Below are 16,947 nucleotides of genomic sequence, written 5' to 3' on the forward strand. Positions count from 1 at the left end.
CTTTTTACGCTCTTTCAAGCATTCTCTCTAACGCTTTTGTCGCATCAATAGCGATGTCTTGATCAACTGAAATTTGATTTATTGTCTCTCCTTGCTCAATTGTTTCTAAAGCCCAAAGGAGGTGAGGTAAATCAATTCTGTTCATTGTAAGACATGGGCACATATTCGGATTTAATGAAAATACCTCTTTGTCCTTATGCGTATCCGTTAGACGATTAACAAGGTTCATTTCCGTTCCAACTGCCCATTTGCTGCCTGCAGGTGCTTGTTCAATTGTTTTAATAATAAACGAGGTTGAACCTGCTAAGTCCGAAAGCTGAACAACATCAAATGTACATTCTGGGTGAACGATAATATTTACTTCAGGGTCATTCTCACGAAGTTCGTTAATATTTTCAACTGTAAACTTCTCATGAACAGAGCAATGACCTTTCCATAAAATAATCCTTACTTGCTGTAAATCACCATCATATTCGAATTTTTCTTTAATTGGATCCCAAATTGCCATTTGCTCAAGTGGAATCCCTAAATCATAAGCTGTATTCCTGCCTAAATGTTGATCTGGTAAAAATAAAATTCTTTCTTTTTCTGTAAAAGCCCACTTCAGCATTTCTTTTGCATTTGAGGAGGTAACCGTCGCACCGCCATTTCGTCCGCAAAATGCCTTTATTGCAGCTGTGCTGTTCACATACGTAAGTGGTAAAATCGTATCCCCAAATGTCTCTTGCATTACTTTCCAGGCACGATCAGTTTGGTCCATATCTGCCATATCTGCCATCGTACAGCCTGCTCGCATATCAGGCAAAATGACCTTTTGATCTGGACTTGTTAGAATATCAGCTGTCTCTGCCATAAAATGAACGCCGCAAAAGACAATATAGTCTGCCTTTTTATTTTGCGCTGAGAGTTGTGCCAATTTTAATGAGTCACCAGTTGCATCCGCAAATTGAACTACTTCATCCTTTTGGTAATGGTGACATGGCAGATATAGCCGTTCACCAAAGTGTTCCTTAATTTCACGTACACGTTGTTCCATTTCTTCTATAGTCATCTTTTTGTATTTATCAGGTAATGTTGTTGGTGTATTCACGACATCAAGTAAACCCATATTATTTTTTCCCTCCTTGTAAATTAAAGCTAATATCTAAACCTGAAACTGAATGCGTGAGCATACCTAAAGAGATGTAATCTACCCCTGTATCTGAATAGCCAGCAATGTTTGTTAAATCAATCCCACCTGATATTTCTGTCGTTATTGATTTAGGAACGAGCTTTATAAACTCAATGACCTCTTCAGGTGATCGATTATCAAACATAATAATATCCGCCCCAGCTTCTATTGCTTCTATCACTTCATGTCTAGATTCTGTTTCAACTTCAATTTTTACCATATGACCAATTTGACTTCTTACCTTTTGAACAGCCGCCTGAATACTCCCAGCTGATGCAATATGATTATCTTTAATCATGACACCGTCATACAAGCCATTGCGATGATTAAATCCCCCACCACAGCGCACAGCATATTTTTCCAACATTCTTAATCCAGGTGTGGTTTTTCTTGTATCACAAACTCTCGTATGGTCGCTATTTAATGTTACAACTGCCTTACGTGTTAACGTGGCAATCCCACTCATCCGTTGTAACAAATTCAATATCACACGTTCACCACTTAACAATGGAGCTGTAGGCCCTTCCACAGTGGCAATGACTTCTCCTTTTTGAACGCTATCACCATCTTTTACATGGCAATCCACTTTTATTGAGGGATCAAGGATCTCATACCCTTTTTTAATAATAGCTAAGCCCGCAATAATCCCTTGATCCTTCATTAGAAATTTACCAATACTCCGCTCTTCATTTGAGAAGATTGTTTGTACCGTTATATCTCCTTCACCTAGATCTTCAAGAAAAAATTGCTGTAACAATTGAGTTAGCTTCACTTGATTCATGAAACAATTCCTTCCTTTCTCTGCTCACACTCTTGATCAGCTCGTTTTATTTCTGTTCGATTTAAACTGCGAATAATTTGTTTTTTATACCATTGATCAGGCTTTGTTACAGGATAATCGGAACGGTAATGCCCACCTCTGCTCTCTGTTCTCAGCAGTGCAGATGTTGCAATAAGATAACCTATCGTTAACATATTGCAAATGATTTTCTCTTCAATTTTTAGTTCAAGCAGATGATTATGATCCACAATATCTTTATAACGAGAAAACCAGTCTACTGCTTTTTCAAGGCTTTCCTGACTGCGAATGATCCCAACATTCGTCATCATCATATGTTGAATCTCTTCAATCGTTGGCAGTTCAAAATTCAACCTGTGTTTTTGTACTTTTATTGCCTTTTTAAAAAGCGGACGGTCTAATTTACTCATTATATTTTGCGCAACCTCATTGGCAAAGACGATTGCTTCCAATAATGAGTTACTTGCAAGCCTGTTGGCACCATGAACTCCTGTATGTGCCACTTCCCCTACCGCATATAACCTTGGAACAGTGGTTTGACCATACTGGTCTGTACAGACACCGCCCATTATAAAATGTGCACCCGGTGCGATCGGAATGAGACCTTTCACAAGATCAACAGATGAACTTTTACATAAACTTGTAATAGTTGGAAAGTGAGTTTCAAAATCTTGAATTGATGTAATATCTAAAAACAATTGCTCGTTTCTCTCTAATGCTCTATGAATCTCTCTGGCAACGATATCCCTGGGAGCTAATTCTTTTAATTCATGAACATCATCCATTAACCGTTGACCGGTTCCTGTAATCAATTTAGCACCCTCACCACGTACGGCTTCTGAAACTAATCCATATGCCATGCCATCCTTTGCAAGCATCGTCGGATGAAATTGAATAAATTCCAAATCCGTTAATTCAGCTCCTGAACGATATGCCATCGCCATTCCATCACCATTTACTGATTCATCGTTGGAAGTTATCGGATATAATTGTCCTACGCCACCCGTTGCAAGTATCGTATGGTTTGCATAATTACAAAATGATATCCCTTCAGTATTCCGTGTATTTACACCGATACAATTTCCGTTATCATCAAGGATCAAATCAATCGCCATTTCATATTCAATAATTGAGACTTTTTTTAAGACTCGTTTCAATAAACATTCGACAAGCGCTTTTCCGGTTGCATCACCACCCGAATGGAGAATTCTTCTTCTTCCATGGGCTCCTTCCTGACCTAGAGCAAAATCACCATGTTCATTTTTATCGAACGGAACCCCTAACTCTATTAACTTATCAATGAGTATTGGTCCCTTCTTTACTAATTTCTTCGTTACTTCTTCTACATTATGGAATCCACCCGCAACAACCGTATCAAAAAAATGATCACTCCAATTGTCGTCGCGATCGACTGCTGCCGCTATTCCTCCCTGAGCCATCATTGAATTACTATGTTTCATACTAGACTTTGTGATAACAATCACATTCTTATGCGGAGAAAGCATTTCAGCAACCATTAATCCCGCCAAACCACTACCAATAATGATTATATCTGCTTGCCTACAATTCACGATGATGACCTCCAAACCGTATTTACTTTACATGTGTCTTGACACCTATATTTACATAAATTTAAACTAGTGACAAGACTTTTTTTCTATCAAGTTCACGAAAATGACAAATTTTATGTAAATTTAAAATTAAAAATGTAAAATGTAAAATACTATTAGGCTGATTCATTGAAGTTTTTAAAAGAGCCTCTTGTAATGCATTCACCAATTTCACATTTTAAATTTTACATTTTACATTAAAAGAAAGAAGTGATATCGATGATTTACTTAGATTATTGTGCAACAACTCCAATGTCAGAAACTGCTTTAGAAATGTACAATAAAGTGGCGAAAGATTTTTATGGAAATCCCAGTAGTTTACATGATATAGGGACAACCTCTAAACAAATTCTCGATGCTTCCCGGGAGGAATTAGCAAAATGTTTTAATGGAGAGGCTAGAGGTGTATACTTTACAGGTGGCGGTTCTGAAGCTAATAACTTAGCCATTCGATCGCTGCTTAAGGGAAATCAAAAAAAAGGACGCCATCTTATTACTACAAAAATTGAGCATTCCTCTTTATTAAACACTTTTGAAATGCTAGAGTCAGAAGGATATGACATCACCTATGTACCTGTAAATGAGTACGGAGAGGTAACCATTGATACCTTGGATAAGGCACTTAGTGAAGATACAATCCTTGTTTCGATCAGTCATGCTAGTTCTGAAATTGGCACAATCCAAAATATCGAACAAATAGGTTGCTATTTGGCAGAGAAAGACATCCTCTTTCATAGCGACTGTGTCCAATCATTTGGAAAAATACCGCTTGATGTAAAGAAGGCAAAACTTTCTGCTCTATCTATTTCAAGTCACAAACTTTATGGTCCAAAGGGAGTCGGAGCTTGTTATATCTCCCCTTCTGTTTCATGGCAATCCGTCATTCCTAATACAACCCATGAAAAAGGATTTGTACCTGGTACTGTTAATGTCCCTGGTATCGCTTCTTTTGTGACTGCAGCACAAGAAATCTGTAATCATTTAGACAAGGAAAGCCTACGTCTAGTAGGACTACGTGAACAATTATACGAAACCTTAAGCAAGGAATTTCCAAGAGTCATTCTTGAAGGACATCCAACGAATCGTTTACCACATCATTTAGGATTAAGAATTTCTGGGATGGAAGGACAATACGCGATGCTTGAATGTAACCGTTATGGACTTGCTATTTCAACTGGAACGGCTTGTCAAATCGGCCAAACCTCACCTTCTAAAGCGCTACTTGCTCTAGGGCGTTCAAAACAAGAAGCAATTGAATTTATTCGAATTTCCCTAGGTCGTTTTACAACTGAAGAGGATATCAACGAAGCACTTTGTCAGATAAGGAAAATTATCGTTAATTATTTTTAGAATTGTCGTTTATTCAATTCTAAAATGTTTTTTGATTTTGGTCATAATATGTGTAATAATAAAAAATTCCAACCTTGCATGTCTATTATTAATTAAATAAGATTGTTGTTTTGTTTTCTAGGAGTGAATACCGATATGAAAAATACAATGAACAAAAAAGTTTTAGGTGAGGAAAGACGGGAACTGATATTAGAATGGCTGAAAAACGAATCAGCTCCTTTAACGGGCAGTGATTTGGCCAAGCGAACAAATGTCAGTCGACAAGTGATCGTTCAGGATATTTCCATCTTAAAAGCGAGAAACTTACCAATACTAGCGACCTCACAAGGATATATTTATGTAAAAAACAAACAAGAGGATATGCGCGTTAGCCGCGTGATTGCATGTCATCATAAACCAGAAAGCACAAAAGAAGAATTAACGATAATTGTTGATCACGGGGCAACCGTCAAAAATGTAATCGTTGAGCATCCCATTTATGGTGACCTGACCGCTTCATTAATGTTACGAAGCAGACGCGATGTGGAAGACTTTTTAAAAAAAGTAGACATGACGAAAGCACCCCTACTATCCATACTCACTGATGGAACCCACCTGCATACAATTGAAGCAGACACAACAGAACAATTAGATGACGTCTGCTCCGCACTCGAAAAAGCAGGTTACCTTTTAAAACAAAACGTATAACTAGTTAAAAGTTTAGAGTATAGAATTTAGAGTTACTTTTTGGATGCCTCAAGGAAGTTCTGAAAAGCTTCTGTGAGTAACTCATAGTGCAACTCTAAACTCTACACTCTAAACTCTAAACTAAAAAAAAGCCGCTTCCTGTGAAAAAAATTCAAGGAATCGGCTTTTTTCTATGCATCAGGTATCGTTTTTTTTACTATTTGTTCATTTGCTTTACTAAGTGAAAAGCATGGATAGCTTCCTAGAATTCTAACTCCGCAATTTAACGCTTCAAGCTCAGCTTTCACCCCCGGGATTAATACATCATCCATTTTCATTTCAATGTCAATGACAAAGAAATAATTTCCTAGACCTGTTTTCATTGGGCGTGATTCTATTTTCAATAAGTTCATTTTACGCCAAGCAAATGCAGATAAAACTTGGTGGAGTGCCCCAGGATAATCAGATGGTAATGTAATCACCATTGTTGTTTTGTCACTCGTATAATAAGGTGAGGTAATAACCGTCGGAGTTTGTTCCTTTTGTAAAATGACAAAGCGAGTATGATTATTCACATAGTCATGAATATTGTGCTGAACGATCTTCAATCCATATTGTTTTGCAGCAAGCTCGTTTCCTATTGCACCAGCAATTTGGTCAGGGTTATTTTTCACCCATTCTGCTGCTGAACCCGTTGAATTTGCATAGCGTGTCTCCGTATTGGGAAGTACATTTCGTAAAAACTGATGACACTGTGCAATTGCATGCGGATGTGAATAAACTGTATTCACCTTTGTCCAAATTTGTTCATTATTTTCATGGACCATTAAATGTTGCTCAATTGGGACGACAACTTCACCAATAATTGGCAAATCATGCTTATGAATTAAATAATCTAATGTAAGATTAACCGATCCTTCGATTGTATTCTCTAACGGTACAACAGCATAATCAACTTCTCCTGCTGAAATTCCGTCTATACATGCAGGAATTGTAGAGTATGCCTTCTTTTCTTCATTAGGAAATATGGCCGTTGCCGCCACCTCAGTAAATGTTCCTTTTGGACCTAAATAACCGATGCTACTCATGTAAGACATCCTTTCTTTTCGTTAAAATCCTGACCCGACTAAATCAACTCTTTCTACACCTTCCATTTTTTCAAGCTTCTTAACTAATTCGTCAATATCAATGTTAATGGAAGCTGTTTCGATGGAAATTGTAATATTTGCTCTGCCTTGTAATGGGATTGTTTGGTTAATCGTCAATACATTCGCTTGTGCAGAAGCAATAATTGAAAGTAGTCTTGAGAGGTTACCAGAACGGTCCTCTAAATTAATTGATAATGTAATAATTTTTTCTTTAACCATTGTATGAAAAGGAAAAATTCCATCACGGTACTTATAAAATGCGCTTCGACTTAAATCTACAGCATTTACAGCCTCAAAGACGGTTTTTGCTTTGCCTCTCTCTAGTAATTCCTTTGCTTCTAAGGTCTTTTGCATTGCTTCTGAGAGCATATCCTCTCGGACTAAATAATAACGGTCACTTTTCTCTGTTGCCATCACATTCACCACCATACTGTCGAAACTAACACTATTGTTACATTATAAAGTTGTAAGAACTTTTTGACAACTGATCACTGTGAAAATGTTAGTGAAAAAACGAACGAAGAGGTGTCCTCAATAGACACCTCTTTTACTATTCAATAAATTCAAACTCAAAATTAAGTAATCGAACAATATCTCCGTCTTGTGCTCCACGCTCGCGTAATGCTTCATCAATTCCCATACCACGCATTTGACGAGAAAACCGCCTTACAGACTCATCCCGAGAAAAATCAGTCATTTTAAATAACTTTTCAATCTCTACGCCGCTGATGACATACGCTCCATCATCATCTCTCGTGACCTTAAATGGATCTTGCTTCTCTTCATGTCGATACATAACTCTCGTTTGTACCTCTTTTTCTTCATGCAGCGGAAATTCTGGTGTCTGCTCCACTTTATCAACAACAGCCAACAGCAGTTCTCGCAACCCTTTTTTTGTAATTGCTGATATCGGAAAAATCGGGACGTCATCAGTTAACTTATTTTTAAATTCGATTAAATTCTCTTCAGAATTTGGCATGTCCATTTTGTTTGCAACAATGATCTGCGGACGCTCAGTTAATCGTAAATTATACTGTTTGAGCTCCTCGTTAATTTTTACGTAATCATCGTAAGGATCACGACCTTCTAATCCTGACATATCGATGACATGAACAATAACCTTCGTTCTTTCAATATGGCGTAAAAATTGATGACCAAGACCTACACCTTGATGTGCTCCTTCAATTAAACCTGGAAGGTCAGCCATAACAAAGCTGCGATTATCTTCAGTTTCTACAACCCCTAAATTGGGCGTGATTGTCGTAAAATGATAATCAGCAATTTTCGGTTTTGCTGCGGAAACGACCGACAGTAATGTTGACTTTCCTACACTCGGAAATCCTACTAGTCCTACATCAGCAAGAACTTTCAATTCCAGCACCACATACCGTTCAATCCCCGGCTCACCATTTTCAGCAATCTCTGGTGCAGGATTAGTTGGCGTTGCAAAACGGGAATTCCCTCGACCCCCACGACCGCCTTTCGCAATCACCGCTCGTTGACCGTGATGAACAAGATCCGCAATAACTTCCTTCGTATCATCATCAATGACTGTAGTTCCAGGTGGAACTTTTACAACCATATCTTCACCATTTTTTCCATGCTGATTCTTTGGCCGTCCATGCTCACCACGTGCACCTTTGAAATGTCGTTGATAACGAAAGTCCATTAACGTTCTTAATCCTTCATCAACTTCAAAGACTACATCAGAGCCTTTTCCTCCGTCTCCACCAGCCGGTCCACCTTTTGGTACATATTTTTCACGACGATAGGCAACCATTCCATTACCACCGTCGCCACCTTTAACATAAATCTTAACTACATCTACAAACATACCTTCACCTCTATTTAATTTACCCTTACTTCTAACGCATTTAAGGCATTCCCTGGATAAAAAAGGAGTCCCCGTTTATTTCAGTTGAATTGTAACGACTAATTCATGATCAGTTATATAGGATTCCAAGAATATAAGTTTATCATTCGACTTTTCATTCATCTGAATAAATTCCATTAAACTCTTACCTGAATGTAAATTTCCACTGAAATCAAATGTTATTTTCGTTTCATTATCAATCGTTTGAATCGTAACAATTAAATGGTTCTCACTACCGGCAGTTAAACATTCTTCCAATTGAGTATAAAAGTCACCCCACCATTTCATTAGTAATTCTTCATACTCTGATAAATTACATACATTACCAATGACTTCATACTCTAGAATAAAAGAGTGAGGTTCCCAATTAAACGTTAATAACTGACTAGCTAATTGCGGCATACCGAGATTGGATAATTTACTCTCGTTACGTGCCTGAACAATAATTTGCTCTATGAGATCATTAACACGGTCTATCCGATTTAAGGCTAAATTTCCTTTTATTAACTGGATTTGATTTAACCAATCATGCCTCGAATGCTTCAATAACTCCACTGCATTCCATTCCTTTATCATTTTACACTCCTACTTTACAATTTAATCCCATTTTCCCAAAGTTGTACAACGTTAATCTTACCATAATTCTAAAGTTTAAACATAAGGCAATTACTTATGAAAATAATATAAAAAAGCACTCCTAAAAATAGAAGCACTTTATGGAGTATTGCTTTGCCTTTTTAACATCAAAATAAACACTGTTTTCTCAATTTCCGAAACACATGATAGCGTTCCATTATGCTTCTCAATAATCTGCTTACATACTGATAAGCCTAATCCTGTTCCAAGCTCTTTCGTTGTGATAAATGGCTCAAAAATATTATCGACCAAATGTTTTGGAATCATTGGCCCGTTATTTTCGACACTTACAAAAATATTTTCTTGTTCACTTGTTACATGGATCCTTACTTTTCTTTCATTCTCACGATTTTCAAGTGCATCAATTGCATTATTAATAATGTTTATAATCACTTGTTTAATTTGACTTTTCATTCCGATAAAATAAAGCTCATCTTTACTGTCGACTCTCACTTGAATATTTTTGTCAGTAATCGAGGGATATAAGAAATCAAGCACTTCATTAATTAGATTATTAATGCTAATGTGTGTGCGGTAAAAGTCTTCATGATTTTGCTTTTGTGATAATAACAAAAATTGATTCACATGTGCTTGTAAACTATCAATTTCATGATTTATCGTTTGAAAATACTTTTTCGTTTCTTTGACCTCTGAGAAACGATGTTCAAGTAACTGAACAAAACCTTTTATTGACGTTAATGGATTACGAAATTCATGAGCAAAACTAGTAGAAATTTTACCAAGTATTGTTAGTCTATCATTATGCATAGAATCAATAAATCGACTTTGTTTTTCAATTTCACGATTTTTTAAACTAGTGTAGTGAACACACGTATGCTTTGTAAACAATGAATAGAAATCATTAATTAAAGATAACGCTTTAATTTTTAAAAGATGATCCATTTCTGTTTTTATTACCCACTCAAGAAATATGTTTCTAGAGTCATTCACAAAATCCATTGTTTGATCAATTTCTATCTCTCTATTCAGTTTAAACTCAGCTACCTCATATGCAAAACTCTCCAGATTTGTTGTATCTTCTGTTTGAATATACATAATAATCAGATCAAAAAAATGCTGGATGATTCCCTGAACTTCGTTAGTCAATTTTCCATCTGATGCGCTCTTCATATTCGCAAGAACATGAGAAAGTATTTCAACTTCATTATCTAGGAATAGCTGACATATTTCTTCATACTGTTTTTTGTAAACTACCATTTAAAATTTCACCACTCTACTATAAATGAATCGTCAGTAATAGTATAGTAGATTTTCATCCCTTTGTGTTGAATGAGTTCCCGACAAATATCTAGAATAGTTGCAGTAATATGTCGATTTTCATCTTTATAAGACATTAGGAAATCGATGGACTGATCGAATCAACGTAATCGATTTACAAAAATTTTACGCATAGTCTTTTTTTCAATGCACATGCTAATAAACGTTTCCTATGGAACATCTATAAATAAAATATTAATTTGGAGGTTTTTTTGATGCAAAATCAACAAATCCAGCAGGCTCAAATGGCGGTACAACAAGCTCAACAAGCTCTCTCACAAGCACAAGCGAACCCGCAGCAACTACAACAGGCCCAACAGCAATTACAACAAGCACAGCAACAATTGCAACAAGTAACTGCTCAAGCGAACCCACAGCAACAACAGCAAATTCAACAAGCACAGCAGCAGCTTCAACAAGTAACTCAACAAATTAACCAAGTTCAACAACAAACTAACCAACAACAATAACTTGCCAAAGCACAAAGGTAACTGTGTTACACATCGGTTGCCTTTGTGCTTTACTGTTTTAAACCGACAAATAAACTATCTTCTTTACCAATTAGAATTAGTATCATTTTTCCACAATTAAAATCGTTGACAGCTTTTCTGAAACATCATATACTAAAGCTACTAAAAGCCGATTAGTTTTATAGGAATTATAAAATTTACATGATTTAGGAGGAATTACAATGGAAGGTGTCTTAATAAAAGATGTAGGTAAAACCTTTCAAAATAAGGATGAAAATACCTCTTTTACAGTATTTGAAAATATTGACTTAAATATAAAACCAGGTGAGTTTGTTTCATTATTAGGCCCATCTGGATGTGGAAAATCAACATTGTTAAATATCATTGCCGGCCTTGATGAGGCATCTAAGGGAGCAGTTATCGTAGGGGATCAAGAAGTTAGCGGCCCTGGAACAGATCGCGGTGTTGTTTTCCAAGAGGCTGCTCTTATGCCATGGTTAACCGTTATTGAAAATGTCATGTTTGGCCTAAAAAAGAAAATGAGTAAACAAGAGGCTGAAAATCATGCTCTTGAGTACTTAAAGCTCGTTCATTTAAGTAAATTTGTTCATTCTTATCCCCACGAATTGTCGGGTGGGATGAAGCAACGTGTTTCGATTGCAAGAGCGTTAGCGATGGATCCAAAGATTCTATTGATGGATGAACCATTCGGAGCTCTAGATGAACAAACGAGAACAATGCTTCATAAAGAAGTAAATTACATTTGGGAAAAAACAGGAAAAACAATCATCTTTGTCACTCATAATATTCGCGAATCAGTATTACTTTCTGATCGAATTGTTTTAATGGGAACTAGACCAGGTGGAATCATTAATGTTTTTCCGGTAGACCTTCCAAGGCCGAGAAAACCAGCAAGTCCGGAATTTACAAAGATTGAAGAAGAAATCATGGGCATGCTAGCTGGAGAAATTGAAAAAGTAATGAGGGAGGAAATGGGTGATGATTACAACTCTCAGAAGGCTGCTCTTCTTTACGGCACTAATCGTAATTTGGGAGATCATATATAGATTAAATTTACAGTTCGAGTTTACGTCAACAATTTTATTCCCGTCGCCATCAGGAACATTTGAACAGCTTTATCGCGGCTTCTTCGAGACTGGGATCTTATTCCACGCATTAACAACTAGTATACAAAGAATATTACTAGGGTTTGTCTTAGCAGTGGCGATCGGAACAGGGTTAGGTATCCTACTGGCTCGTTCAAAAATTGCTGATGAAACATTAGGATCACTCGTTATTGCACTCCAATCTGTACCAAGTATTGTTTGGTTACCGATCGCTCTAATCACATTGCCAGGTAATGCAGCTATTATCTTTATTATTGTTCTTGGTGGTACGTGGGCAATGACGATGAACATGCGAATGGGAATTAAAAATGTTCAGCCTCTATTAATCAGAGCTGCTAGAACAATGGGCTATAAAGGATCTGAACTTGTATGGAAAGTAATGATTCCAGCATCAATTCCTTCAGCACTTACTGGTGCAAGACTCGCATGGGCATTTGGCTGGCGTGCTTTAATGGCTGGGGAATTACTTGGCTCAGGTGGATTAGGAAGAACACTATTGAATGCACGTGACATGTATAACATGGACCTTGTTATTGCTATTATGGTCATCATTTCAGTAATTGGACTTATTGTTGAGTACTTAATTTTTAATAAGATTGAAAAGCGTGTTATGGCTCGTTGGGGTTATTCAAAAGCCGCCTAAGGATTAGGGAGTTGAAAGTTAGTTGTAAAAGCTAACTACTAATCAATTTTCCGGCTAACCCACACATTTACTGAAACTAAACATTAATGAAAAGATTAAACTATAAATAAATACATGGTATATAAAATTTAGGAGGAGAAAAAATGAAAAAAATACTCAGTTTAGTTTTATTGTTTGTAACTGCAGGTGTATTAGCAGCATGTGGTTCATCTTCCTCTTCTTCAGGAGAAGATGTGAAGATTGGTTATTTTCCAAACCTTGATCATGCCGCTGGAATTGTTGGGATGGAAAAGGGATTCTTTCAAGATAACTTAGGTGATGTTCAGGCAGAATTCATGAATTTTCCGAATGGAAATGACTTCATTGATGCCCTGGACACTGGTGCAATTGATATCGGTTATGTTGGACCTGGTCCAGCAATTAACTACTTCCTGCGTGGCGGAGATGTTGTTGTTTTAAGTGCAGCTGCTAATGGTGCAACATTAATTGTCGCACGTGACGGTTCTGGTATTGAAAGCTTAGAAGACTTTGATGGAAAATCATTCTGTACACCTGGTAATGGATGTACCCACAATGTTCAGTTAGAAATTATGCTTCAAGAATTAGGCTTAAAATCTGACCGTCTTGGCGGTACTGTAGAACATTATGCACGTGTAGCTCCATCTGATATGATTGCTCGTTTTGAAATGGGAGAAATTGATGCTGCTGCTGCTCCAGAGCCTTGGGGAACATTTTTAGTTGAAGAATTAGGCGCTAAAGTTGTAACAGAGTGGAATGATGTCTTCTTAGGCGAAGAACTACCAAGTGTTGTTCTTGTTACGTCAAACGCGTTCTTAGAAGAACACCCGGAAATCGTTGACAGTGTATTACGCGGACACATCGAAGCTGTAAACTTCACGAAAGAGAATACTGACGATACATTAACGACTATTAACGATGTTCTTTATAACCTAACTCAAAATCGTTTACCTGAATCTGTACTTGAAAATGCTTGGAATCGTTTAGTTGTAACGACTGACACTCATGCAGAAGCACTACAAGGCTGGGCAGATGCTTCTTATCAATTAGACTTCATCCAAGAAGAACCAGATTTAACAGGTTTTGTTAACACTGAGCGCTTAGATGCTTTATTAGCAGAGTAATCCTAAAATTATTTATTGTACTAAAAAAGCGGTAGTAATAGGCACCTATTACTATCGCTTTTTTAATGTATTGTTTTCCAATACATTAAACATTGGTTTAATTCAATTGCAAATGCTATTAAAACAAATCAAAAACTACTTTAATACTAATGATCAGAATCGAGTAAGCCGCAATTCTCTTCAGCATGACTGGAGAAAGTCTCTTCCCCAATCTCCCCCCTAGTTGCGCACCAATAATTCCTCCTACAATAATGGCTATACCTAGCTGTATCGATGTTGATTCAATAAACGCCAGCTTAGTTAGTAAACTACCGGTCGCTAATAGAAAACAAGTGATCAAACTTGACCCAATCGCTTTTTTTACATTTAAATGATAGAAATAGATCATAACTGGAACAAAAATAAATCCAGCACCTAATCCTATTAATCCCCCTACTATTCCTATCGTAATTCCACCAATGATCGAATACACATAAGACTTCTTTGTAAATTCATACGGTTTATCTTCATTCGTCTTATTAGGTAGTTGCATCACAATGGCAGCTAACATCGCCATGACAGCAAATACAATCCGTAAAAACATATCCGATGTATTATGAGCAATGATAACTCCAACAATTCCTCCAAAAAAAGCAGGGATACCTAAATAGATGACAACCCCTTTATCAATTAATTTTTCACGAAAATAATAGATTGCTCCTGAAAAGGTAGCGAAAAATGCCTGCATAATTGAAAAACCGGCTATTGTTTGCATAGGAAAGTAAGTCTGGGCTACAAGAGGTGGAATAAAAATTAATGCGAAGATTAAAATAATTCCCCCTCCGACCGACAACAACCCTGTAATCATCCCGCTAATCAAACCGATGACAAACATTGTAATAAGCATTCAGATTCTCCTTTCGGTTTATGACAGGGATAGAACTAATGAAAAGGGGAACTATAACAATTCCCCTACTCATTACGATATTTAGTTGTTAAAATAAAAAGCCGCTCGGAACTGGGACCTTTAGGAAAACACTAAATGTAGCATATAGTATCCCCATCACAATACTAGAAACTATCACCGGAAAGACGGTAGCCTTAAATTCTAATTTCATTCCAATTAAGTACCAGCTAAGCAACGTTACAAAAATAGCGCTAGTAATGTAGAAACCGACGATCGGCATGACGAGGATATAGACAAGCAAACCAAAAATACTGATCCATTTTCTTTTCACATTGATCTCTACATTGTCTTCCTCTTCCTCATCCTCAGCTTGGTTCAAATACTCTTTCTTTAAGAAGATCGCCTTGATTAATAGGAAAGTGCCTAGTAATGCAAACAGCGAGATGACTACCTTAGGGAAGATATCTGCCGGCGGTCGTAATGATGTTGTATTCATATAGAAAATTAAACTAATGAACAATATTAGTATGGAAACAACAATATCTTTTTTCCTCTCAGAAACCATCAAGTACACCTCTTTCTCCAATTGTACTTTCAACCTCAATTTTCAAAGTAAATCTTATGCTGCTCGTTCATCGTCATCTCCCCTTGCTTTCCTTTCCATTCTCTTCACCCAGATTGGTAACAAGATTGATAAGAAAGTCATGACAATTAGAATGATACAAATTGGTCTTGTAAAGAATAGAGCAAACATCCCAACCCCAGAGCTTGCAATTAAGCTTGATAATACAAAACCGTTTTCTGCAATCACCCCTAGGATTAAACCCAGAACGATTGGGCCTGGTAAGATATCAACCTTTAAGGCAAAATATCCGATAATTCCACATGCAAGCATAACATATACATCTAATACACTGTTTCTAATTGAGAAAGAGCCGATAACAGCAAATACAGCAATAATTGGTGCTAAATAGTGTATTGGAATTGAAATCGCTTTCACAAAATAACGTGTTCCCCATAAACCGACAATTAACATGATGACATTGGCAACAATTAAACCCATAATAAATGTATAGGCAATGCCCGCTGACTCATTAAATAGCTGAGCACCCGGTCGTAATCCGTGAATAAGCAAGCCACCTAGAAGAACAGCTGCAACTGGGCTTCCTGGAATTCCAAGTGTTAATAGTGGAATAAGTGAAGAACTTACTGTCGCACTATTTGCAGATTCACTTGTAACAACGCCATCTATATTCCCTTTACCAAATGATTTCTGATCTTTTGAGAAACGCTTTGTCTCGTTATAAGCAACAAATCCGGCAACATTTCCACCAGCTCCTGGCAACATACCAATAAATGTCCCAATAAGAGAACTTCGTAACCAGACAACTGGCTTTTTGACTGTTTGGATGATTGTTTTCTTATAGATTCCTTTTTTCTCCTTATAGGTAGCAATAAATTTCTCATCACGCTCAATCATACGAATGACTTGTGGAATTGAAAAGAAACCGATCATTGCTGGAAGCAGATTAATACCTTCTATTAAACTTCGAAATCCAAACGTAAATCTTGGGTAACCTGATACAGGATCCATCCCAATTAAGGCAATTAATAAACCAAATGCTCCACCAATTAAACCTTTTATTAAAGATTTACCCGCCAAACTACCAATAATTGTCAAACCGAAAATAGCAAGCCAAAAGTTCTCCGGATGTCCAAACTTTAAGGCAAGGTTAGCTAAAGATTGGGCTAAAAAAAGTAAAAAGAAAGTTCCTATGATCCCACCAATAACTGAGGATACGAGAGCTGTAATTAGCGCTTTATCGGGATGACCTTTCAACGTTAGCGGGTATCCGTCAAAAGTCGTCGCTACTGCTGCCGGTGTTCCTGGGGTATTAATTAAAATTGCTGAGTTAGCCCCTCCAAACATCGCACCGATATATAGTGCACCTAATGCTAATAATCCTGTCGCAGGATCCATTCCAAACGTTATCGGGACTAATAGTGCAACCCCCATTGTGGCGGATAGCCCTGGTAATGTACCTACTATTATTCCTCCAATTACAGCAAGGGTCATGATGAGTAAGTTTGTTGGGGACATACTATGGAGTAAACCATATAAAATATTCTCGATCATACCTTTCCTCC

17 protein-coding genes are annotated in these 16,947 nt (G+C 37.1%); 6 read left to right on the forward strand and 11 right to left on the reverse strand.

All coding sequences use genetic code 11. The features are described from left to right. Positions 1-4: 4 nt before the first annotated feature. The 3 genes from nadA to nadB are packed head-to-tail and all read right to left on the reverse strand — an operon-like array spanning position 5 to position 3,541. Positions 5-1,108, reverse strand: a complete 1,104-nt coding sequence (nadA, locus tag ACJ2A9_RS06690) for a quinolinate synthase NadA (RefSeq protein ID WP_441420837.1) — start codon at positions 1,106-1,108, stop codon at positions 5-7. A 1-nt stretch (position 1,109) separates the two neighbouring features. Next, on the reverse strand, positions 1,110-1,952 hold the full coding sequence (gene nadC, locus ACJ2A9_RS06695; protein WP_441420838.1) for a carboxylating nicotinate-nucleotide diphosphorylase: 843 nt from the start codon (positions 1,950-1,952) through the stop codon (positions 1,110-1,112). Continuing rightward, complete coding sequence (gene nadB, locus ACJ2A9_RS06700; RefSeq protein WP_441420839.1) at positions 1,949-3,541, reverse strand: L-aspartate oxidase; 1,593 nt, start codon at positions 3,539-3,541, stop codon at positions 1,949-1,951. Before nadB ends, nadC begins: the two co-directional genes overlap by 4 nt. A gap of 258 nt (positions 3,542-3,799) precedes the next feature. Here nadB and ACJ2A9_RS06705 point away from each other — a divergent pair, with 258 nt between their 5' ends. Both ACJ2A9_RS06705 and ACJ2A9_RS06710 read left to right on the forward strand, forming a co-directional pair. Further along, positions 3,800-4,930 (forward strand): IscS subfamily cysteine desulfurase, encoded by a 1,131-nt coding sequence (locus ACJ2A9_RS06705; protein ID WP_441420840.1) that lies wholly within the window; start codon positions 3,800-3,802, stop codon positions 4,928-4,930. A 135-nt stretch (positions 4,931-5,065) separates the two neighbouring features. Then, a complete protein-coding gene (locus ACJ2A9_RS06710) occupies positions 5,066-5,617 on the forward strand; it encodes a transcription repressor NadR (protein ID WP_441420841.1) in 552 nt (183 codons plus the stop codon). Positions 5,618-5,787: 170 nt separating this feature from the next. On the opposite strand, the gene pheA is transcribed toward ACJ2A9_RS06710, so the two are convergent. The 5 genes from pheA to ACJ2A9_RS06735 form a co-directional block, all read right to left on the reverse strand. Further along, entirely contained in the window at positions 5,788-6,684 is an 897-nt protein-coding gene (pheA, locus tag ACJ2A9_RS06715) for a prephenate dehydratase (RefSeq protein WP_441420842.1), read from the reverse strand. A gap of 21 nt (positions 6,685-6,705) precedes the next feature. Continuing rightward, complete coding sequence (locus ACJ2A9_RS06720) at positions 6,706-7,158, reverse strand: ACT domain-containing protein (RefSeq protein ID WP_441420843.1); 453 nt, start codon at positions 7,156-7,158, stop codon at positions 6,706-6,708. Positions 7,159-7,294: 136 nt separating this feature from the next. Then, on the reverse strand, positions 7,295-8,578 hold the full coding sequence (obgE, locus tag ACJ2A9_RS06725; protein WP_441420844.1) for a GTPase ObgE: 1,284 nt from the start codon (positions 8,576-8,578) through the stop codon (positions 7,295-7,297). Positions 8,579-8,653: 75 nt separating this feature from the next. Next, on the reverse strand, positions 8,654-9,193 hold the full coding sequence (locus ACJ2A9_RS06730) for a Spo0B C-terminal domain-containing protein (protein WP_441420845.1): 540 nt from the start codon (positions 9,191-9,193) through the stop codon (positions 8,654-8,656). Between the two features lie 138 nt (positions 9,194-9,331). Continuing rightward, positions 9,332-10,471 (reverse strand): ATP-binding protein, encoded by a 1,140-nt coding sequence (locus ACJ2A9_RS06735; protein WP_441420846.1) that lies wholly within the window; start codon positions 10,469-10,471, stop codon positions 9,332-9,334. Positions 10,472-10,746: 275 nt separating this feature from the next. Here ACJ2A9_RS06735 and ACJ2A9_RS06740 point away from each other — a divergent pair, with 275 nt between their 5' ends. From ACJ2A9_RS06740 to ACJ2A9_RS06755, 4 genes are all read left to right on the forward strand, one after another. After that, entirely contained in the window at positions 10,747-11,001 is a 255-nt protein-coding gene (locus ACJ2A9_RS06740; protein ID WP_441420847.1) for a hypothetical protein, read from the forward strand. Positions 11,002-11,222: 221 nt separating this feature from the next. Then, entirely contained in the window at positions 11,223-12,068 is an 846-nt protein-coding gene (locus ACJ2A9_RS06745) for an ABC transporter ATP-binding protein (protein WP_441420848.1), read from the forward strand. After that, entirely contained in the window at positions 12,001-12,771 is a 771-nt protein-coding gene (locus ACJ2A9_RS06750) for an ABC transporter permease (protein WP_441420849.1), read from the forward strand. Before ACJ2A9_RS06745 ends, ACJ2A9_RS06750 begins: the two co-directional genes overlap by 68 nt. 143 nt (positions 12,772-12,914) lie before the next feature. Continuing rightward, positions 12,915-13,913, forward strand: coding sequence for an aliphatic sulfonate ABC transporter substrate-binding protein (locus tag ACJ2A9_RS06755; protein WP_441420850.1), 999 nt, complete (start codon positions 12,915-12,917; stop codon positions 13,911-13,913). A 118-nt stretch (positions 13,914-14,031) separates the two neighbouring features. On the opposite strand, the gene ACJ2A9_RS06760 is transcribed toward ACJ2A9_RS06755, so the two are convergent. The 3 genes from ACJ2A9_RS06760 to ACJ2A9_RS06770 all read right to left on the reverse strand — a co-directional run bounded on the left by ACJ2A9_RS06760 (position 14,032) and on the right by ACJ2A9_RS06770 (position 16,936). Then, complete coding sequence (locus ACJ2A9_RS06760; protein ID WP_441420851.1) at positions 14,032-14,799, reverse strand: sulfite exporter TauE/SafE family protein; 768 nt, start codon at positions 14,797-14,799, stop codon at positions 14,032-14,034. Between the two features lie 88 nt (positions 14,800-14,887). Beyond that, a complete protein-coding gene (locus ACJ2A9_RS06765; protein ID WP_441420852.1) occupies positions 14,888-15,364 on the reverse strand; it encodes a tripartite tricarboxylate transporter TctB family protein in 477 nt (158 codons plus the stop codon). 54 nt (positions 15,365-15,418) lie between these two features. Then, on the reverse strand, positions 15,419-16,936 hold the full coding sequence (locus ACJ2A9_RS06770; RefSeq protein ID WP_441420853.1) for a tripartite tricarboxylate transporter permease: 1,518 nt from the start codon (positions 16,934-16,936) through the stop codon (positions 15,419-15,421). Positions 16,937-16,947 lie beyond the last annotated feature (11 nt).

This window comes from Anaerobacillus sp. MEB173 (assembly GCF_052119505.1).
Taxonomy (GTDB): Bacteria; Bacillota; Bacilli; order Bacillales; family JBJMAU01; genus JBJMAU01.